Origin of the sequence: Bacteroides sp. D20 (genome assembly GCF_003436255.1) — a bacterium.
Taxonomy (GTDB): domain Bacteria; phylum Bacteroidota; class Bacteroidia; order Bacteroidales; family Bacteroidaceae; genus Bacteroides; species Bacteroides uniformis.
In genome coordinates this window covers 147003-168820 of the sequence record NZ_QSOO01000001.1, presented here as the reverse complement: position 1 = coordinate 168820, position 21818 = coordinate 147003, and the positions used below count along the sequence as shown (strand labels likewise).

At 47.8% G+C, this 21818-nt stretch carries 13 protein-coding genes; 6 read left to right on the top strand and 7 right to left on the bottom strand.

The features are described from left to right. Positions 1-95 precede the first annotated feature (95 nt). From frr to DXD78_RS00685, 6 genes are all read left to right on the top strand, one after another. Positions 96-656, top strand: coding sequence for a ribosome recycling factor (frr, locus tag DXD78_RS00710; protein WP_005824243.1), 561 nt, complete (start codon positions 96-98; stop codon positions 654-656). Between the two features lie 106 nt (positions 657-762). Beyond that, the gene (gene rsgA / locus DXD78_RS00705; RefSeq protein WP_005824247.1) at positions 763-1695 is read left to right on the top strand and encodes a ribosome small subunit-dependent GTPase A; all 933 of its coding nucleotides are present in this window, start codon (positions 763-765) and stop codon (positions 1693-1695) included. A gap of 121 nt (positions 1696-1816) precedes the next feature. Next, positions 1817-2899, top strand: a complete 1083-nt coding sequence (locus DXD78_RS00700) for an efflux RND transporter periplasmic adaptor subunit (protein WP_117652454.1) — start codon at positions 1817-1819, stop codon at positions 2897-2899. Positions 2900-2939: 40 nt separating this feature from the next. Then, positions 2940-5972: an efflux RND transporter permease subunit gene (locus DXD78_RS00695; RefSeq protein ID WP_009037203.1), complete on the top strand. Its 3033-nt coding sequence runs from the start codon at positions 2940-2942 to the stop codon at positions 5970-5972. Beyond that, entirely contained in the window at positions 5969-7294 is a 1326-nt protein-coding gene (locus DXD78_RS00690; protein WP_022402284.1) for a TolC family protein, read from the top strand. Before DXD78_RS00695 ends, DXD78_RS00690 begins: the two co-directional genes overlap by 4 nt. A gap of 48 nt (positions 7295-7342) precedes the next feature. Next, positions 7343-8983, top strand: a complete 1641-nt coding sequence (locus tag DXD78_RS00685) for an amino acid permease (protein ID WP_005835078.1) — start codon at positions 7343-7345, stop codon at positions 8981-8983. A 47-nt stretch (positions 8984-9030) separates the two neighbouring features. Here DXD78_RS00685 and DXD78_RS00680 read toward each other — a convergent pair whose 3' ends face one another. From DXD78_RS00680 to DXD78_RS00645, 7 genes are all read right to left on the bottom strand, one after another. Further along, complete coding sequence (locus DXD78_RS00680; RefSeq protein ID WP_009037205.1) at positions 9031-10188, bottom strand: acyltransferase; 1158 nt, start codon at positions 10186-10188, stop codon at positions 9031-9033. A 371-nt stretch (positions 10189-10559) separates the two neighbouring features. Beyond that, positions 10560-12200: a fumarate hydratase gene (locus DXD78_RS00670; protein WP_005824254.1), complete on the bottom strand. Its 1641-nt coding sequence runs from the start codon at positions 12198-12200 to the stop codon at positions 10560-10562. Positions 12201-12332: 132 nt separating this feature from the next. After that, entirely contained in the window at positions 12333-14324 is a 1992-nt protein-coding gene (locus DXD78_RS00665) for a DUF4954 family protein (protein WP_009037206.1), read from the bottom strand. A gap of 101 nt (positions 14325-14425) precedes the next feature. Then, complete coding sequence (gene hflX / locus DXD78_RS00660; RefSeq protein WP_009037207.1) at positions 14426-15682, bottom strand: GTPase HflX; 1257 nt, start codon at positions 15680-15682, stop codon at positions 14426-14428. Between the two features lie 187 nt (positions 15683-15869). Beyond that, entirely contained in the window at positions 15870-16646 is a 777-nt protein-coding gene (locus DXD78_RS00655; protein WP_009037208.1) for a hypothetical protein, read from the bottom strand. Between the two features lie 31 nt (positions 16647-16677). Beyond that, positions 16678-18306 carry a RagB/SusD family nutrient uptake outer membrane protein gene (locus DXD78_RS00650; RefSeq protein ID WP_225982625.1) on the bottom strand — a complete coding sequence of 543 codons (1629 nt, stop codon included), beginning with the start codon at positions 18304-18306 and terminating at the stop codon, positions 16678-16680. Positions 18307-18331: 25 nt separating this feature from the next. Further along, a complete protein-coding gene (locus DXD78_RS00645) occupies positions 18332-21544 on the bottom strand; it encodes a TonB-dependent receptor (protein ID WP_199607931.1) in 3213 nt (1070 codons plus the stop codon). Positions 21545-21818: the final 274 nt, after the last annotated feature.

Sequence of the window (21818 nt, the reverse complement as noted above, 5' to 3'; positions counted from 1 at the left end):
AAAATGAATGTTATTTAATTCTTAATTCTCAATTTTCAATTTAATAATTATATTTGCAAAGTTTCAAATCAAAGCTATTTCAAAACGAAAATAATATGAGAGACGTAAAAGACATCTTAGACGAAGCGCAAGAAAGTATGGACATGGCCATCATGTATCTGGACGAGGCACTGGCTCATATCCGCGCCGGAAAAGCCGATATCCGTTTGCTGGACGGTATCCGTGTGGATTCTTATGGAAGTATGGTTCCTATCAACAATGTGGCAGCCGTAACCACTCCGGACGCACGCAGCATTGCCATCAAGCCATGGGATAAGAGCATGTTCCGCGTCATTGAAAAGGCCATCATTGACTCCAGTCTCGGCATCATGCCCGAAAACAATGGTGAGATTATCCGTATCGGCATCCCGCCACTGACGGAAGAACGCCGTAAACAACTTGCCAAACAGTGTAAGGGAGAAGGAGAAACTGCCAAGGTAAGTGTACGTAATGCACGCCGTGATGCCATCGACGCCTTGAAGAAATCCGTAAAGGACGGACTGGCCGAAGACGCCCAGAAAGGCGGTGAAGAAAAGCTGCAGAAGATTCACGACAAGTTCATCAAGCAGATTGATGACATGCTGGCTGCAAAGGATAAAGAAATCATGACCGTTTAATTAAGTTGAAAACGGAAAATGGAAAGTTGAAAATAAACCGATATACCAAGTATAGAAGCCTTTCAACCTTCCATTTTCAACTTTCAACTTTCAACTTTCAATTATTTTGAGGGGACTCGTTATAAAAAACACCGGAAGTTGGTACTTGGTACGGACTGACGACGGAAGGGAGATTGAATGTAAAATCAAAGGGAACTTCCGGCTGAAAGGCATACGAAGCACTAATCCCGTGGCTGTAGGCGATTATGTGAACATCATACTGAACCAAGAAGGTACGGCCTTTATCAGCGAGATAGAGGACCGGAAGAATTACATCATCCGCCGCGCCTCCAACCTTTCCAAGCAATCGCACATTCTTGCTGCCAACCTCGACCAGTGCATGCTCATAGTGACGGTGAACTATCCCGAGACCTCCACTACCTTTATAGACCGTTTTCTCGCCTCTGCCGAGGCATACCGTGTTCCCGTCAAGATTATATTCAACAAAGTGGATGCCTACAATGAAGAGGAACTGCACTATCTGGACAGTCTCATCAACCTTTACACCACCATCGGCTATCCTTGTTTCAAGGTTTCTGCCAGAAAAGGGGAAGGCATCGACACTATCGAGAAAGAACTCAAAGGACGCATAACCCTCTTTTCCGGACATTCCGGAGTAGGGAAATCGACACTCATCAAGGCAATACTGCCCGATATAGAGATTAAAACCGGAGAGATATCCACCTATCATAATAAAGGTATGCACACCACTACCTTCTCAGAAATGTTCCCGGTTCCGGGCAACGGATATATCATTGACACTCCGGGCATCAAAGGTTTCGGAACATTCGATATGGAAGAAGAAGAGATAGGCCACTACTTCCCGGAAATATTCAAGGTATCTGCCGACTGCCGTTACGGCAACTGTACCCACCGCCACGAACCCGGATGCGCTGTACGCGAGGCTGTCGAGAAGCACTATATCAGCGAATCCCGTTACGCTTCTTATCTGAACATGCTGGAGGACAAGGAGGAGGGAAAATACCGGGCTGCTTACTGATTTGTCATTTTATCACCTTTCCAATCCATATTCTTACACTTTTTAACTCTTTATCTTTTAAACTATTCTCTTTTCCCGTAGTCTAATCTAAGGCTGATTTTATTACTACTAATACTACAACATGAATAAGAGAGTTAAATGGGGCATCATTATCGTGATTGGTGCCGGACTGATTGGAGGAGGAATCTACTCCCAATTACCTAAAGAGAATGAAGAATTAGCCGCTGCAGACAAGGTGATGACCGGTCAACGTAGCGGTAAGAAAATTCTAAACGTAAACGCAAAAATAATCAAACCGCAACTGCTGAAGGATGAAATACAAATCAGCGGCAGCCTGCTGCCGGATGAGGAAGTGGACCTTTCTTTCGAGACATCCGGCAAAATCATAGAGATAAATTTTGAAGAAGGCAGCTTCGTCAAGAAAGGACAATTACTTGCCAAAGTTAATGACCGGCCGCTGCAAGCACAATTGCAACGCCTCGTCTCCCAATTAAAGTTGGCAGAAGACCGCGTGTTTCGCCAGAACGCCCTGCTGGAAAGGGATGCGGTCAGTAAAGAAGCCTACGAACAAGTAAAGACCGAGCTGGCCACCCTGAATGCCGACATTGACCTGATAGAATCGAACATCGCACAAACTGAGCTGCGTGCTCCTTTCGACGGTGTCATCGGTCTGCGCCAAGTCAGTGTGGGTACTTACGCTTCCCCTACAACCATTGTAGCCAAACTCACCAAGATTTCGCCGTTGAAGGTGGAATTTGCCGTACCCGAGCGGTATGCCAATGACGTAAAGACCGGCGCCGGACTGGACTTCACTCTCGAAGGAAAGCTAAATACCTTCCACGCCACGGTTTATGCACGCGAATCAAAGATAGACCCTACTACCCATACCCTGACAATCCGTGCACTTTATCCCAATGCCAACGGAACTGTGCTTCCGGGCCGCTATGCCAGCATCAAGCTGAACAAGGATGAAATTCAGGACGCCCTTGCCGTACCGTCCGAAGCCATTGTACCGGAAATGGGAAAAGACAAGATATTCCTCTATAAGTCGGGAAAAGCCCAGCCGGTAGAGATTACTACGGGAATCCGTACGGAAGCGGAAGTACAAGTATTGCAAGGCTTGCAGGCAGGAGATACCATCATCACCTCGGGAACCCTGCAACTCCGTACCGGACTACCGGTAACACTGGACAATATCAATTGACAACTGTCAATTATCAACCGTTAATTATCAATTGTAAAGAATGAATATATCCGAATTAAGTATACGGCGACCGGTACTCTCGACAGTACTTACCCTGATAATCCTGCTGTTTGGCTTCATCGGCTACAATTATCTGGGTGTACGCGAGTACCCGTCTGTAGACAATCCTATCATATCAGTATCCTGCTCCTATCCGGGTGCCAACGCCGATGTCATCGAGAACCAGATAACGGAGCCTCTGGAGCAGAACATCAACGGTATTCCCGGCATACGCTCCCTCTCCAGTGTCAGCCAGCAAGGCTCATCACGCATTACAGTAGAATTTGAGCTTTCCGTTGACCTGGAAACCGCCGCCAACGACGTACGTGATAAAGTGTCGCGTGCACAGCGCTATCTGCCTCGTGACTGTGACCCGCCTACCGTATCAAAAGCCGATGCGGACGCCACCCCTATCCTGATGGTTGCCCTCCAAAGTGACAAACGTTCCCTACTGGAGCTCAGTGAAATAGCCGACCTGACTGTCAAGGAGCAGCTTCAGACTATTTCAGATGTAAGTAGTGTCAGTATCTGGGGAGAAAAGCGCTATTCCATGCGGCTTTGGCTGGACCCCATCAAGATGTCCGGCTATGGAATCACTCCCCTGGATGTAAAGAATGCGGTGGACAACGAAAACGTAGAGCTCCCTTCCGGAAGTATCGAAGGAAACACTACCGAGCTCACCATCCGTACGTTGGGTCTGATGCATACAGCCGAAGAGTTCAACAATCTTATCCTGAAGGAAGACGGTAACCGTATTGTCCGCTTCAGCGACATTGGACGTGCCGAACTGGGACCAGCCGACATCAAAAGTTATATGAAGATGAACGGTGTGCCCATGGTAGGTGTCGTAGTAATTCCGCAGCCGGGTGCCAACCACATTGAAATAGCCAACGCCGTATATGACCGCATGGAGAAGATGAAGAAAGACCTTCCCGAAGATGTTCATTACAACTACGGTTTTGACAATACCAAGTTTATCCGCGCTTCTATCGACGAGGTGAAGCAGACGGTGTATGAGGCCTTTGTACTGGTTATCATCATCATTTTCCTCTTCTTGCGCGATTGGCGTGTGACGCTTGTGCCATGTATTGTAATCCCCGTTTCGCTGATTGGAGCTTTCTTCGTCATGTATCTGGCCGGTTTCTCCATCAATGTGCTCTCCATGCTTGCCGTGGTGCTTGCCGTGGGCTTGGTGGTGGACGACGCCATCGTGATGACGGAGAACATTTATGTCCGCATCGAGAAAGGGATGCCACCGAAAGAAGCCGGCATAGAAGGAGCCAAGGAGATTTTCTTTGCCGTCATCTCCACTACCATTACGCTGGTGGCGGTATTCTTCCCTATTGTATTCATGGACGGTACGACAGGACGACTGTTCCGCGAATTCAGTATCGTGGTCTCCGGTTCGGTGATTATCTCCTCCTTCGCCGCATTGACTTTTACGCCGATGCTTGCCACCAAACTTTTAATCAAAAGGGAACAGCAGAGCTGGTTCTATCGCAAGACCGAACCTTTCTTCGAAGGGATGAACCGGGTATACAGCCAGTCACTGGCCGCCTTCCTGAAACGGCGCTGGATTGCCCTGCCCTTCACCATCGTCACCATCCTGCTTATCGGAGTCCTTTGGAATACTATCCCGGCTGAAATGGCGCCATTGGAGGACCGTTCGCAAATCAGTATCAATACAATGGGTGCCGAAGGAGTGACTTACGAATATATCCGCGACTATACCGAAGACATCAATCATCTGGTGGACTCCATTATCCCGGATGCAGAAGCGGTAACAGCGCGTGTGTCCAGTGGTAGCGGTAACGTACGTATCACACTGAAAGACATGAAAGACCGTGACTATACCCAGATGGAAGTTGCCGAAAAGTTGTCGAAGGCAGTGCAGAAAAAGACCATGGCACGCTCTTTCGTACAGCAGTCCTCCTCATTCGGAGGACGGCGCGGCGGTATGCCCGTGCAGTATGTATTGCAGGCAACCAATATCGAGAAATTGCAGGAGGTGCTCCCCAAGTTCATGACGAAGGTCTACGAAAATCCGGTATTCCAGATGGCAGACGTAAACTTGAAGTTCAGCAAGCCTGAAGCACGCATCAACATCAACCGTGACAAGGCGAGTATCATGGGCGTAAGCACCAAGAACATTGCCCAAACTCTGCAATACGGCTTGAGCGGACAGCGCATGGGCTACTTCTACATGAACGGAAAGCAATACGAGATATTAGGCGAAATCAACCGCCAGCAACGCAACAAGCCCGCCGACCTGAAAGGCATCTATATCCGAAGCGCCAACGGGAACATGGTACAGCTGGACAACCTGATTGAGCTTACCGGCGGCATCGCACCTCCGAAACTGTACCGTTACAACCGTTTCGTTTCTGCCACCATCTCCGCGGGACTGGCGGACGGCAAGACCATCGGACAAGGTCTGGATGAAATGGACAAGATTGCCAAGGAGACGCTGGACGAGACCTTCCGCACCGCACTGACCGGAGACTCCAAAGAGTATAGGGAGAGTTCCTCCAGTCTGATGTTCGCCTTCATTCTGGCCATCGTGCTGATTTACCTGATTCTGGCCGCCCAGTTCGAAAGCTTCAAGGACCCGCTGATTATCATGTTGACGGTGCCTCTCGCCATTGCCGGCGCACTGGTGTTCATGTATTTCGGGGGGATTACGATGAATATATTCAGCCAGATTGGTATTATCATGCTGATTGGTCTAGTGGCAAAGAACGGTATCCTGATTGTGGAATTTGCCAATCAGAAGCAGGAAGCGGGTGAAGACAAGATGCGAGCCATCAAGGACGCCTCCCTGCAACGTCTGCGCCCCATCCTGATGACGAGTGCCTCCACCATCCTGGGATTGATACCGCTTGCCTACGCCACCGGCGAAGGCTGCAACCAGCGCATCGCCATGGGTACTGCCGTCGTAGGCGGCATGCTCATCTCCACACTGCTGACGATGTACATCGTGCCTGCCATATATAGTTATGTATCAACGAACCGAAGTAAACTGAAGACCGAATGAAACGCATTGTTTTAATTTTCATAGCCACTGCCTGCACAGCGCTGGGCCTTTATGCACAGCCTGCGCCTACCTACACCTTGAAGTCCTGCCTGGAGCAAGGATTGCTGAACAACTACTCCCTGCGCATTGTCCGCAATGAAGAGCAGGTCAGCAAGAACAACGCCACACTGGGCAATGCGGGCTACCTGCCCACACTGGGCCTCTCCGCCGGCTACAAGGGAACCATAGACAATACCGAGACCAAAGCCCGAGCCACCGGAGAGACAACCAAGGACAACGGAGTGTTTGACCAAACTCTCGATGCAGGCATCAACCTGAACTGGACCATCTTCGACGGTTTCAACATTACCGCCAACTACCAACGGCTCAAGGAGCTGGAACGCCAAGGCGAGACCAATACGCGCATCGCCATCGAGGACCTGATAGCCAACATAGCCGCCGAATACTATAACTATGTGCAGCAGAAAATCCGCTTGAAGAACTTCCGTTATGCCGTATCGCTATCCAAAGAGCGCCTGCGCATTGTGGAAGAGCGTTACCACATCGGTAACTTCTCGCGCCTGGACTACCAGCAGGCCAAAGTGGACTTCAATGCCGACAGTGCCCAATACATGAAACAGCAGGAACTGCTGCACACCTCACGTATCCAGCTGAACGAACTCATGGCAAACAAAGATGTAGACCAGCCGTTTATCATACAAGACAGCCTCATCAACGTGACCGCCTCCCTGAACTTCGAGGAGCTGTGGAACGCCACCCTCACCATCAACGCCTCACTGCTACGTGCCGAACAGAACAATACCCTGGCCCGTCTGGACTACAAGAAAGTCTGCTCGCGCGACTACCCATACGTGAAGATGAACGGCGGATACGGCTACACCCTCAACAAGTATGACATCTCTGCCAACAGCCGCCGCAGCAACCTCGGTCTGAACTTCGGCGTCACGGTCGGCTTCAATCTGTTCGATGGCAACCGGCGCCGCGAACGCAAGAATGCCCGCATTGCCGTGCAGAACGCTCGCCTGGAACGGGAGCAACTGGAGCAAGCCCTGCGCGCCGATCTCAGCAACCTATGGCAGGCCTACCAAAACAACCTGCAAATGCTGAACCTGGAACGCCAGAACCTTGTGGCTGCCAAGGAGAACCACGAGATTGCCATGGAACGATATATGCTGGGCAACCTCTCGGGAATCGAGATGCGCGAAGCCCAAAAGAGTCTGCTGGATGCAGAAGAACGTATTCTCTCCGCGGAATATGATACCAAATTATGTGAAATCTCCCTACTGCAAATCAGTGGAAAAGTAGCGCGCTATATGGAATAAGCAATATAATCCGTACCTTTGCGCCCGGTTTATCAGAATTGAAGCATAATGGGATTATTCATCAGAAAGCCATTCGAGGCACTGCAAGCGGAGGCTAATGCCTCCGGAAAGAAAACATTGAAACGTGTACTTGGTCCGTGGAGCCTTGTTGCCCTGGGCGTGGGAGTCATCATCGGAGCGGGTCTATTCTCCATCACCGGAACGGTGGCGGCAGGCTATACGGGACCGGCCATCACACTGTCCTTTGCCATTGCCGCACTGGGATGCTGCTTCGCCGGACTATGTTATGCGGAATTTGCATCCATGATACCCGTAGCCGGCAGCGCATACACCTACTCGTATGCCACGATGGGCGAACTCATCGCCTGGATTATCGGGTGGGACCTGGTACTGGAATACACCGTAGCCGCAACCACGGTAAGCATCAGCTGGAGCCGCTATCTGGTCGTCTTTCTCGAGGGACTGGACATACATCTACCGCAAGCCCTCACCGCCTGTCCCTGGGATGGTGGAGTCGTAAATATCCCCGCCTTCCTTATCGTCGTGCTGATGAGCCTCTTCCTGATACGGGGTACGGAAGGCAGCTCCATCTTCAACGGCTTCATTGTATTCCTGAAGGTTTCCGTCATACTGATTTTTGTCATACTCGGCTGGAAATACATCAATACCGACAACTATACACCTTACATCCCTGCCAATACGGGCGTGCTGGGCGAATATGGCTTCTCCGGCATCCTGCGAGGGGCGGCCATCGTATTCTTCGCCTTCCTCGGGTTCGACGCCGTGAGCACAGCTGCCCAAGAGACGAAGAACCCGAAGCGGAACATGCCTATCGGCATTCTGGTCTCCTTGCTGGTATGCACCGTGCTCTATATGGTTTTTGCCCACGTCATGACGGGAGTGGCACACTACACCGCCTTCAGCGGACAGCAAGGCATTGCTCCCGTTGCCATAGCCATAGAGCACATGGGGCAGGCTGATGCTGCAGGTATCATCCAGCCGGACTATCCCTGGCTGAACCGTGCCATCGTGCTGTCCATTCTGTTCGGATATTGCTCCGTCATCATGGTGACACTGCTGGGACAGAGCCGCGTATTCCTGAGCATGAGCCATGACGGGCTGCTGCCTCCTTTCTTCTCGCATATCAACGAAAAGTTCCGTACTCCGGCACGCAGCAACCTGCTCTTCATGGTACTTGTGGGCCTGCTGGCAGCTTTTGTACCCGCACGGCTGGCCGGAGAGATGACAAGCATCGGCACGCTGATGGCCTTCACGCTGGTCTGTGCCGCTGTACTGGTAGTACGCAGAACCATGCCTGACGTGCCCCGTTCCTTTAAAACCCCACTTGTTCCACTTATCCCCATACTGGGTATTCTTACTTGCCTTTGCATGATGTTGTTCCTTCCTGCCGATACATGGATACGCCTGGTACTGTGGATGCTCATCGGTCTGGACATCTACGTGGGCTACGGCATGAAGCACAGTAAGCTGGAGCATGGAGGCGACACCCGCCACGGGCAGGTGACCTTGAACATGATTGGACTTATCCTTGCCGTTCTTTGTGTCATCACCGGACTGTGGCACCAACAGACTGTGGGATGGGGAGAAAGCAAAGTGCTGCTGATTATCTCGTTTGTTTTCGCATTCACGCACTGCGCTTACTATATGTGGAGAATCTGGAGGAGATAATAAGCCCTAAATCTCCTCCTTTAAAGATAAACAATCTTTCATCCAAACTACCCCAGCACCCACTTGGTCCGCTTCCCGAAACAACGGTATGCCATTGCCACCAGAAACCAGGAAGTACAGAAAGCGACGACTGCGGCACAAGGTATCTGAAGATAGATAGGAACATGGATAGCACGCATCAGGACTACGCTCGGTCCGGTAAAGAAATAGTGTATCATATAGACTCCAAAACCACAGAGCGTCAAGTTTGCCAATGCTTTCTTGATGCGCTCCGAACGGAAATTGGCCCGCTTGCAAAGCATAAACACGGGGATGGTCATCATTACTACATTCAGCGAACAGTAGGTGAAGAAGAGTTCGAGCATCTCATCCGTAAAATCCGGCAAGGAGGTCATACGACGGAAACCAAGGAATGTTACGGCATAGCCAATGGCAAACATGGGAATGCCGATGCCACAGAGTTGCCGGCCCGTCCAGTTATGGTTCCTCAGATAATGGCCCAACAATAGGTAGCCGTTAAAACCGGCAAAGTAATACAGCATACCGAACGAGTTCCACGAGCAAGTCCCCCAAAGGTACGGAGCGGCAAACTCGGTATAATAAGGCAGCAGCAGTGTCACTCCCCATGCTGCAAGAAACCATAGTTTGGCACGTTCCGAGGCCTTCTCCACCCATGCCGAGAATATCGGAAGATAGAGATAAAGCCCTATCAGCAGATAGATATACCACATGTGTACATCCAATAGAGAGAAATTAAAAGGCATTTCTGCAATATATCCCAGGCTCACTGCCAGAGACTGGCGCATCACTTCCTCACCCGAATAAGGGAAGAAATCCAGAATCACTTTCGGCTCCACTCCCAGCAGTCCCGTTATCCAGGGGAACAGATTGTAAATCACAGACCAGATGAGGAAAGGAAAGAATACGCGGGGGATACGTTTCTTGTAGAATGCCGAGGCGTCACCCCGTACCGGCAACAGCAATGCACCGGTAATCATTACAAAAAGCGGTACGCAAGGACGGAGCGCCGCACCGTAGACAGCTCCCCAGAACTTGATGTCAACAATGTCGGGCGATGTGCCCGGATAGAAGTTAAAAGGGTCTGTGCAATGGCAGCAAACTACTGTAAACATTGCAACAAGGCGTACCACATCCAGCCATACGATGTGTTGTGCCGGAGTTTGTCGTGTAAGAGTTGGTTCCATGTTTTATTAAATTGGTTGTTTGGAGGGCTAAAGATAAAGAAGTTAACCGAGAAATGAAAAGGAGAATGTAACAAAAATACGACAACAAACGAGTTTCAGTTTTATTCTCCTATAGAGAACAATCTGTTTTATCAAGGCAGAACAGAGTGTTCCAATAGGGAAGAACACTTTGTTCCAACATGAAAGAACAGTTTGTTTCTTCCTATTGAAACAATTTGTTTCAACATAAAGGAACAGTTTGTTTTGCTTGATGAAACAGAGTGTTCTATGCCGCGAAACACTTTGTTTTCCTCTACAAAACAAAAAAGCCGTAACAAGATTTTCTCCGTTACGGCTTTCCTTATATTATGCCTTTCTAAAAGGCTTCTGTTTTACTTGCTGCAATTCCAGGGCTTCAGTTGCTTGAAGAAGTCGTTGCCCTTATCGTCCACCAAGATGAATGCAGGGAAGTTCTCCACCTCAATCTTCCAGATAGCTTCCATACCGAGTTCGGGATATTCCACGCACTCAATGCTCTTGATGTTGTTCTGTGCCAAGATAGCGGCAGGACCACCGATAGAGCCCAAGTAGAAACCGCCATACTTTTGGCAGGCATCTGTCACTTGCTGGCTGCGGTTACCTTTGGCAAGCATAATCATGCTGCCGCCGTGGCTTTGGAAGAGGTCTACATACGGGTCCATACGTCCGGCAGTAGTCGGGCCCATGGAGCCGCAAGCCATGCCTTGAGGAGTCTTGGCAGGACCGGCGTAGTAGATGGGATGGTCTTTGATGTACTGCGGCAGGTCTTCGCCACGGTCCAGACGTTCTTTCAGCTTGGCGTGTGCGATGTCACGGCCTACGATAATGGTTCCATTCAGAGACAAACGGGTGGAAACCGGATACTTGGTCAGTTCCTTCAGAATATCGGCCATCGGCTGGTTCAAGTCAATCTTCACCACGTCGCCTTCACCGGCCTTACGGAGTTCTTCGGGAATCAGTTCACCCGGATTGCTGTCGAGCTTTTCAATCCAGATACCTTCTTTATTGATTTTACACTTGATGTTACGGTCGGCAGAGCAGGAAACACCCAGACCCACGGGACAGGACGCACCGTGACGCGGCAGGCGGATGATGCGGATGTCGTGAGCCAGATACTTGCCGCCGAACTGGGCACCGAGGCCAATCTTATGAGCTTCTTCCAGTACCAGCTTCTCCAGTTCCACATCGCGGAAAGCGCGGCCGAACTCATTGCCGGTAGTGGGTAGGTTATCGTAGAAGTGGGTGGAAGCCAGTTTCACAGTCAGCAAGTTCTTTTCGGCAGAGGTACCGCCGATAACGAATGCGATGTGATAGGGAGGACAAGCTGCCGTACCCAAAGTCTTGATTTTTGAGATAAGGAAGGGAACCAATGTTTCGGGGTTGAGGATAGCCTTTGTCTCCTGGTAGAGATAAGTCTTGTTGGCAGAGCCACCACCCTTGGTTACGCAGAGGAACTCGTACTCCATACCTTCCGTAGCTTCAATGTCAATCTGTGCGGGGAGGTTGCACTTCGTATTCACCTCATCGTACATGGTGAGGGGAGCGTTCTGAGAATAACGCAGATTCTCTTCGGTATAAGTCTTGTAAACACCCAGTGAGAGAGCTTCTTCGTCACAGTAGCCGGTCCATACCTGCTGTCCCTTCTCACCATGGATGATTGCCGTACCCGTATCCTGGCAGAAAGGAAGTACCCCCTTGGATGCTACCTCGGCATTGCGCAGGAAGGTGAGTGCCACGTATTTATCGTTGTCGCTTGCCTCGGGGTCACTCAGAATCTTAGCAACCTGCTCGTTGTGCGAACGACGCAACATGAACGATACATCACGGAAAGCCGCATTGGCCATTGCCGTCAAACCTTCTTTTTCAATCTTCAAGATAGGTTTTCCTTCAAACTCGCTTACTGACACGTAATCTTTCGTAAGCAGATAATACTCAGTAGTATCTTTTCCCTTCTCGAACATGGGTTGATACTTGAACGGAGGTGTTGTTGCCATAATTACTCGTATATTTAATGTTTAAAAGTGATTCGGGTAGCAAAGGCAGCACAAAACCGCCTTTACCGAGCAAAGGTAAAAACTATTATTGAAATAATTCTTTAATTAGAGTAAAAACGCAACAAATCATAATTAATTTTCTGATACCCGCTGCATCCGCCCTATCAGTTCATCGCCCAGCGCCGTCTTCACCTCAATGTGTTTCAGTACAGCCATTACAAACGGATTGCTTTCAAAATCGCCGCGTACCTGCTCAAAGTCGAGTTCCTTTTCCAAGCGTGAGCCATCGGCTCCAAAGCCCGTCATGGAAGCCAGTGAAAATTCTTTCTTGGCATCCTCATACACCATGCGGTCGAGGCCAACTACTGCTTCTTTCCATTTTTCGACAATATGTATGACGTCTTCCGCCGTCATACCTTCCGGTCTGATACCATAGAACTCTTCCAGCTTCTCATACGCCCAGGTCCATTCGTAGGTATAGTAGTTGCTGTGCATCTTCTCAAACTCGGTATTGATAGACTTCAAGCGATTGACTTTGCCGGACTCAATACCGTCTATCAGCGCATCTATCTCACTCTTTGGGGCTATCAATCCGGAAATATCCACCCATTCGCCGCTGCCAATGGCAGTATCGGGCTTCAAACGGGCACGTATTTCTTCATTGCTCCGGAAGTCAATGCCTTCCAAGCGCTTGATGACAGAGTTTCCGAGGAACTTATGAATGGCTATTTCATAGAAGCGGATACCTTTCACCAAAGCCGAGTTACGTATCTTCGCACTATGGAAAGAATAGATATCCGAAAGCTCGCCACTGGCATGACGCAGATTCTGCAACGTTTCCCGTCCCTTGAACATTTTCTGCACCGTGTAGGGGCTGAGAAGATTATAGTTGATGTAATCCAGTTTGTTCGGGTCGGTACGCCCGTCACGTTTCGGCCACTTCTGGGCATCGCGGATGGTACCCACACTACGCAGGTTGACACCGGGCACGAGATAAGTCGTATTATTCTGCTCTATCAAGTAAGAGAACGGCAGGTTCGAAGTATCAGAATGGTTGACATGGCGCCCCATTACCAAGGAGAACGCTCCCACCCTTGCAGGCCACAAGATGTACGAATCGGAAGTCGTCTTGGCACCACGCTCCAAAGTGCCTTGATGGATAGGCCCTAACTTATACATATGGTTGCTCTGATTGGACCCCGAACCGGCATTCATAAAGGAAAACATACCGGCAATCAGCAACGTGGATTTATGGTGCGTCACCGTATAAGGTCCGGCAAAAATAGCGCACGCCTCCCCGTTCTCTCCCTGGCAGTTGCTGAAAAACAAAGAATCCGAGGCAGAGTAGTTGTGTCCCAACTTGCATGCCTGCCCCACGAAGCAGCGGCTCAGCATAGCTCCGTCATCTACATGAGACCCGGTAGAGATGATGAAATCATCACAAATCACCCCATGCCCGATGTGTACCGGCGCCACCTCGTTGCTGTTGATGCTTCCGTTATACAGACGGCATGTACCACAGATGCGGCAATAATCACCGATGCGCACATTCTTTATGGAACCGGTGTTCAATATCATTACATGGTTCCCGATGCTTCCTACAGCAGAAGCATGTTTGTTGGAATAAAAATCCGTGATTTCCTTCATCCGTGCAATCAGCTCCGGGCGATGGCGGTAAAGCGCCAGAATATAGGCTTGGTGTGCGGAGAGTTTATCATTAATCAGCACCTCACGGCCTCCCGTCTCATTCAGGACAGACACTTCTACCCCGTTACCGAACTTCGACACACCGTCTACCAGAATAATATCCACATTCTCAATGAAGGTGTCATGCCCTATTTCATAATTGGCAATGTAGTTCTGGATATTCTCAATGCAACAGTTATCTCCCACCGTTACATTATGCAGCGTCACATGCCGCAAACCGGAATGCTTCCTGATTCCTCCCGGCAACATAAATTCTGAATGGAACACTCCCAAACACACCTCACCCGAAAAACGGGTATGATGCACAAATTCCGTTGAGAACTCTTCTGCAACGGTTACTTTCCCCCAATCATCAGCCAGACATGACTGGCTCTTCAACCGGAGAATTTCATCTTCGGTCAGTCTTCTGTAATTCATCCTTATAACGAGTTATGAGTTATGAGTTATAAGTTATTGCCTTTGCCGGCACTACCGATTCAAACCGCTGCCAGCAAATAACTCATAACTCATAACTAAAATTAAACTTCTTCTTCGTAGGTCTGATAAAGAAAGTCATTATAGGGGTACTTCTGCACGTGCAATTCCTTCACACGCTGATAAACTACACTCTTCAGTTCCTCCATATTGATTTTTTCGCGGGCAGAAATAAAGAGGCAGTTATCCTCCATCTTAGCCATCCACGTCTTCATCAGTTCTTCGAGTGTCAAGTTTTCCTTGGTTCTGGGGGTAAGGTCGTCAGCCGCTTTCTCTATATAAGTATAAGCGTCTATCTTATTGAATACAAGAATCATGGGCTTACCGGCGGCACCGATATCTGCCAACGTCTTGTTCACAACTTCTATCTGTTCTTCAAAATCCGGATGAGAGATGTCTACGATATGCAACAGCAAGTCCGCCTCGCGTACCTCATCCAGAGTAGACTTGAAGGAGTCTACCAAATCCGTCGGCAATTTACGGATAAAGCCCACCGTATCGGATAGCAGGAACGGCAGGTTCTCAATAATCACCTTACGCACCGTAGTATCCAACGTGGCAAACAGCTTATTCTCTGCAAAGACTTCACTTTTCGAAAGCAAAGTCATCAATGTGGATTTTCCTACATTGGTATATCCCACCAATGCCACACGAATCAAGCGTCCGCGGTTCTTCCGCTGGGTAGACTTCTGCTTGTCAATCTCAGCCAAGCGCTCCTTCAACAATGACATACGGTTCAAGATGATACGGCGGTCCATTTCCAGCTGCGTTTCACCCGGACCGCGAAGTCCCACGGAACCTTTACCTCCACCGGCACCGGAGCCACCACCCTGGCGTTCCAAGTGGGTCCACAAACGTTGCAGACGGGGGAGCATGTACTTATACTGCGCCAGCTCCACCTGCGTTTTTGCATTGGCAGTCTGGGCACGCATGGCAAAGATATCGAGAATCAGGGACGTACGGTCCAGTATCTTGATTTTGAGTTCAGCTTCTATATTGCGTATCTGCTTGGCGGAGAGTTCATCATCAAAAATCACCATGCCGATTTCGCGTTCGGCTTCTTCTTCATTCCGGATATACTCTTTAATTTCTTCCAGCTTGCCCTTGCCGACATAAGTCACGGAATGCGCTGCATCCAGCTTTTGGGTAAACCGCTTCACTACTTCCGCCCCGGCTGTCTCAGCCAAGAATGCCAGCTCGTCCAGGTATTCGTTCGTCTTTCGCTCATCCTGCGTTTTAGTGATGAGACCTACCAATACCGCTGTTTCTGCCTGCACTTCGGAAATTACAAATTCTTTCATAGTTTCTATACCTTATTATATATATGTATTGTTGGTTCGGGCAGCAAATATAAATAATTTTGGCGGAAGCGCCTTAAAAAGCGGAATAAAATAAAAACAGACACAATAGAAAAATGGCATGTAAAATGAAGTCGAACTTCATCTTACATGCCATTTCAAATTACATATTATCTAATTGCCAGGATAATCAAAACCCTTCCGGCATCTCCAGCGTTTCCGTGAATCCCTGATACAGTACTCCCCATTTACCACCGTCAAGCACTACTAAGCCCTGCATCGGGAAAGACAACACGTTTCCTTTACGCTCCATACCTGCTGCTGCAAAGTATAGCATACCATAATCCGTCTTGTCATAACCAGTAGGTTGAGGATCCCAACCTATCAGTTCTTGATTGTCATCGCTTAGCGTAAACATGATGGGATATCCTTTCGTAATGCAATCTTCCAGTTTATAGATATTAGCCTCTTTAGCCTTCAGCACAGGTTGATCCCAACCCTCGCCAAATAATTGAGATGCATAGTAGCCTGTACCTATATTGAGCCAAGTATAGTCACGCTTTATATTGACCGTCACCTTAGGTGAACCATAAACGTAGGAATCTTCTTCAGGAATGGTAATAGTATAAGATGCAGTAGTACCCACAGCTATGTCAAACGCAATCTTTACTTCTTTGAGTGCTTCACCGGCAGCAAAATCAACCGTTGTCGGCACTGTTACGTTCTCCGCATCTGTAGTCAAGCGAATAGATGCAGCCGCATCTGTTTTCTGACGGCCGATTTTGACCACAAAAACCTGTTCATCATTCGGATAATAAGTCAAATCAGTGTTATCAGTATAAATATAAGCTTGTACACCCTCGGTAGGAACCGGAGAAGGCTCCCACTCCACACCGTCTGAACAAGCCGTCATAGCCAAACCGCATACGGCCAAGCCCAAAAACAATTTATTGAATATCTTATTCATATACAAATTCTATTAAAAGTTAGTTCATTGGTTAATTGTTACCCGGTGCAAACTCCCCTATCGGAGTAGGACGTTTAGCAATAGCACCGGACGGGTCCGGATTGTTCATTCCCTGAAGGGCAGTATTTGAATCGACCTCGGTCTTAGGAATCATCAATGTCCAGTTGGGCTTCACACCTTTACAGTTTATCTTGAAGATATCTTCTATAAAGTTGGTACCCTCATAATTCTGAATGACATCCGGTTTCAGACGTTTAGCCGTGGGGAATGCGATTCCCTCACCCCAGAACTCGATACGCATCTGTTTCAACACCTCAAGTTGGAAATTACGCAAATCACCCGTACTGAAATTGTAATTGCTCTGGCGGTACTGCTTCATAAAGTTATTCAACAACTGTACGCCTGCTGCCACATTCTGGCTGGCACCTACTGCTTCAGCCTCTATGAGATACATCTCTTCCACACGCATCACGGGAATATCTGCAGCCGCACCCACAGAATAAGTGTTATAGTCACCACCCACGGGGCGGAACTTCAATGACATATAATCCGGTTGTTCATCCAGCCATGCATTGCCTCTCACTGACTGGTAAGCGTAAGTACTTCTGTCCGGGTCAAGGTAAGAATATTTGCGGAAATCGGTAGCAGGAATCGCGTCATAAAGTGAACGTGCCATCTGGAGCTTAGACAAAGAAGCATATCCCCAATCCGCTTCATTGGAAATGTGACCAATGAAATTAGCAAGATTACCCATATTGGAAGCCGTGGGGTGAAGGTACCACATCCATGCAGAAGTAGCCGTATTGAAACCGGTAGTGGGATTATGCCACTGTGATTCGCTCATAGGTGTTGCTCCCGACTTATCAATAGCCTTGCGGGCATACTCGGCAGCTTTAGCAAACTGACCATCCCACATATATACTTTGGCCTTCAGACCATATACGACCGCCAAGTCAGGGAAGTTCTTACTGACAGGTGTATAAGACTCCAGACCTATCTCTGCCTTGTCAAGGTCGGCAAGAATGAAATTCACCAATTCTTCGTGGGTTGCACGCGGATTGCTCTTCGCAATGTCGTTAGTTGTTGCCTCAGTCACGATGGGCACCGTCAGCCCCAGTACCTTGCTACAATCGGTATAGATGTTTTCTACCGGTTCGAAAAGTACCATCAGCGTATAATAGTCCAATGCACGGAAAGCATGGGCTATACTTCCAAGCCCACGCATTTCATCGGTAATTGTGGGATCAGTCACATCAACGGCCGCAATCACGTCATTGGCCGATTTAACGAACTTATATAGGGTGAAGTAAGGCAAATATGAATAATAGCCGGTGTCGTTCATACCATTATTGGCATTGAAGCGCCACCACCAGTCATATCCGTAATCCGTAGCCACGACATCACCCAGCAGTTCTGTCTGGGCCAACATCAATGAGGGATAAGCAAGGTCGGTCTCATGTGTTTGCTTACCGTACACTAGATAGCCTTGTACCATTTGCGATGGCAAGCCATTAAGCGAAGCCTCAATCGCTGTTGCCGATGCACCAATCTGATCGGAGGTCGCTGTAGAATCTTCGGGAAAAACCTCTTCTATACAGCCGGTCAATACCGTGGCCGATACGACCATAACCGAAAATAGTTTGAATATATTCTTCTTCATAATCATTGTAATCTATATATTAGGTTTAGAACTCAAATGACACACCACCGGAGATGGTACGCATCGGTGAATAGAAAGTAGCATTGGTTGTCTCGTCGTATGACTGACGTGGGTCGAACCCTTTACGTTTAGACCAATAGAAAACATTTTCTGCCGACATATACACGCGCAATGAGTTGATGGTCAACTTTCTTGTCCACTTGGAAGGTAACGTGTAGCCCACATTAATATTCTGGATATTCAAGAAGCTTGCATTTGTCAAGAAGCGCGTAGACATTGCCCCTGAATATTGGTCGTTCATCTGGAAACGAGGGATATTAGTATTTGTGTTCTCAGGAGTCCATGAGTTCAGCAAATCCTTATGGTAGTTGTAACCAGCCGTACCATAAGGTGACGACATAAAGTAAGCATACGTACCATCATATTGCTTACCACCAATCTGGTAAGTGAAGTTTATGCCGAAGTCCACGCCATATACTTTCAGTTTGGTACCGAAACCACCATACACCTTAGGTATTGAGCTTTCCTCTGTGATGTAATAGTCAGCCTGAGCATGATTCGTAGTCGTTTCACGTCCGGTGATATTGCCGGCCTCGTCCTTGACATTCTTATAGAACAAAGACTCACCCTTTTCATTCACTCCGGCATACTCCTTCAAGCGCCATGTAAACATAGACAAATCCTCACCAATGAAGAAGCTTCCGTTAGAATAGCCCTTATATCCTTTTCCATCAGCTGTATACTCAGTAGTAATCAACTTATCAGGATCAAGCATCGTAATACGGTTCTTCAAGGTTGAAATGTTCACATTCACATCCCACGTAAAGTTACGTGTATCGAAGATATTCACATTGAAGTCCATTTCCACACCACTATTGACCATGTTACCAACGTTGTCCATATAGGAAGCATAACCCAATGATGGAGCCACGGTAAATGAGAACAACATATCCGAAGTCTTACGTCTGTAGTACTCGATGCTACCGGTTACACGGTTCCACAACTGGAACTCTGCACCGATATTGAAGTTAGTGTTGGTTTCCCAAGTGATGTCTTTAGTGCCCTTAGATTTAAATGAAGTACCAAGGCTGTTGTTAGAGTTGATAATGTTAAATCTATCCGTATAGAGGAAGTCACCGATATTGTCATTACCTTGTGAACCAATAGAAGCCTTCAGCTTCAGTTCCTGCACCCATGAAGCATCAAACCAGCTTTCTTTGTTGATAAGCCACGCACCGCCTACCGACCAGAATGTACCCCAGCGATGGTCCGGATGGAAACGGCTGGAAGCATCACGACGCAAAGAAGCCGAGCCGAAGATGCGTTCGTCATAATTGTATTGCAAACGGCCGAAGAAACCTTCATTGTTACGACGCTCTTTATAGGAAGAAGCACCTTGTCCGTCGATAATGGCACCATCCAATTCCTTATTGCCTTGAGAGAACATCTGCGACTTGCTGGCCCCAAGTTCATAGTAGCGATAATCATAATATTCGTGACCTAAAAGAATATCGAAGTTATTGTCGCCAAACGAACGGGCATAAGAAACAAGTTGTTGCAGGTTGTAATCGTAAGTACGTGTATGATACTTACTCACTGTACCGCCAGTGGAGTCGAACTGCCCGTAGTAAGGATTGTAAACGTAACTATGACGTGTCTCATCCAAGTTGAAAGCACCATTGAATGTCACCTTCAAGCCTTCTATAGGAGTTATATCTACAAAGGCGTTGCCGTTAATGGCATTTCCTTCAGAGTTTCTGGTATTTAGTTTATTGTCTAGAATAGGGTTGGCATCAGCAATGAAAGGACGCTGCATACCTGCATTAATACCACTACCGTAGTCCATCATTCCAATACCATTATTATCCACCATGATGCTGCCGTCAGCATTGCGCACGTAGGCGGGATAGATGGGAGCCATTTGGGTAACAAACGCCCATATATTACCGGTAGACGAACTGGTACCATTGTTACTCAACGAGTTGGAATCAAAACGTGCATATCCCATATTACCACCAATCTTCAACCACTTCTTTGCCTGATAGTCGGCTTTCAAACGGCCTGTCAAACGTTTCAGGTCAGAGCCTTCAGTGATACCCTCATTTCCAAGATAACCTAAAGAAACATAGAAAGAAGACTTTTCATTGGCTGCGCTCACCGAGAAGTTGTATTCCTGACGCAGACCGGTACGCATTCCCACATCTTCCCAATCATCCGGAGTCAGCAGATAGTCACGTCCTTTATAATTCACAACTCTACCCAATGTGGCGTTGGGATTAAGTTTACCGTTCTGACCAATGAGGAATTGCCCATCGGGAACTGTATATACATTGTATCCCAATCCACCGTTGGAGCCAAACAGATTCTTGTTTGCCTCAAGCCATGCAGCTTGGTCATTCATTCCCGTTGACTTATAATAATTGTTCATGGCACGATAATGCATCTCGTAGTACATGCCAGGATTGTCAATCACTTCATATTTCTGCAACGCTCGAGTGTTAGCACCCCACTTAGCATCAAAAGTCACCTTAGCCTCTCCCGACATATTGGCCCTTTTGGTAGTGATGATAATTACACCATTAGCACCACGAGCACCGTAAAGAGCATTGGAAGCCGCATCCTTCAATACTGTCATTGACTCAACGTCGTTAGGATTGATATTATTAATATCACCGCTATAAGGAGCGCCGTCCACAATAATCAGAGGGTCATTCTTTGCATTGATTGAGCTAAAACCACGAATCTTGATGGATGACTTTGAACCCGGAGCACCGTCATTGGAAGTCAGTGTCACACCCGGCACAGCACCTGCCAAGGCATCAGTAACATTCGTCACTTGCGACTGCTCCAGCTTTTCGGTACCAACCACCTTAGCCGAACCCGTAAATGCAGACTTCTTTGCTGTACCGAAAGCAACCACCATTACCTCATCAAGCATCTCAGTATCAGACTTCATCACCACTTTTAAGCTGGGTTTTATTGCCACTTCTTGGGTCTGCATACCAATATAAGAAATCACCAGAGTTTTCGCGGAACTTGGTACGTTTGGTAATGTAAAATCACCATCTACACCGGTAATAGCACCAATTTGTGTACCTTTTACCAATACAGAGGCTCCAATAACTGGCTGCCCGTCTTCTTCAGAAATTACAACACCTGTAACCTTCTGGGTTTGGGCAGTTACTAGGCCTATTCCGACAAAAAGACAGGCCAATAACAGCATTAATTTTCTTTTCATAAATTCTCTCTTAAAGTTTAACTTTACATTAATTGTTTCTTTACTCTAACAAAGTGCAAATATATTAATAAAACTGAAACGAACAACTATTTTATTGAAAAAACCTTGTAAATCTATCAATTTGTTAATTAAACATGCCACTTTATGCTTAATAACAGATTTTTCACACTTAAAAAACCTAAACTGGCTTATGTTTACTATCACTATGATTCCCTCTTTTAGGATGATTTTTCCAAGAAATACACATATTTTAAAACAAAATGGTTAATAAATA

Coding starts and splice junctions, on each gene's coding strand:
- DXD78_RS00645 (WP_199607931.1), bottom strand. CDS start 21,544: ATGAAAAGAAAATTAATGCTGTTATTGGCCTGTCTTTTTGTCGGAATA.
- DXD78_RS00685 (WP_005835078.1), top strand. CDS start 7,343: ATGGGATTATTCATCAGAAAGCCATTCGAGGCACTGCAAGCGGAGGCT.
- hflX (WP_009037207.1), bottom strand. CDS start 15,682: ATGAAAGAATTTGTAATTTCCGAAGTGCAGGCAGAAACAGCGGTATTG.
- DXD78_RS00690 (WP_022402284.1), top strand. CDS start 5,969: ATGAAACGCATTGTTTTAATTTTCATAGCCACTGCCTGCACAGCGCTG.
- DXD78_RS00670 (WP_005824254.1), bottom strand. CDS start 12,200: ATGGCAACAACACCTCCGTTCAAGTATCAACCCATGTTCGAGAAGGGA.
- frr (WP_005824243.1), top strand. CDS start 96: ATGAGAGACGTAAAAGACATCTTAGACGAAGCGCAAGAAAGTATGGAC.
- DXD78_RS00665 (WP_009037206.1), bottom strand. CDS start 14,324: ATGAATTACAGAAGACTGACCGAAGATGAAATTCTCCGGTTGAAGAGC.
- DXD78_RS00700 (WP_117652454.1), top strand. CDS start 1,817: ATGAATAAGAGAGTTAAATGGGGCATCATTATCGTGATTGGTGCCGGA.
- DXD78_RS00695 (WP_009037203.1), top strand. CDS start 2,940: ATGAATATATCCGAATTAAGTATACGGCGACCGGTACTCTCGACAGTA.
- DXD78_RS00680 (WP_009037205.1), bottom strand. CDS start 10,188: ATGGAACCAACTCTTACACGACAAACTCCGGCACAACACATCGTATGG.
- DXD78_RS00650 (WP_225982625.1), bottom strand. CDS start 18,306: ATGAAGAAGAATATATTCAAACTATTTTCGGTTATGGTCGTATCGGCC.
- DXD78_RS00655 (WP_009037208.1), bottom strand. CDS start 16,646: ATGAATAAGATATTCAATAAATTGTTTTTGGGCTTGGCCGTATGCGGT.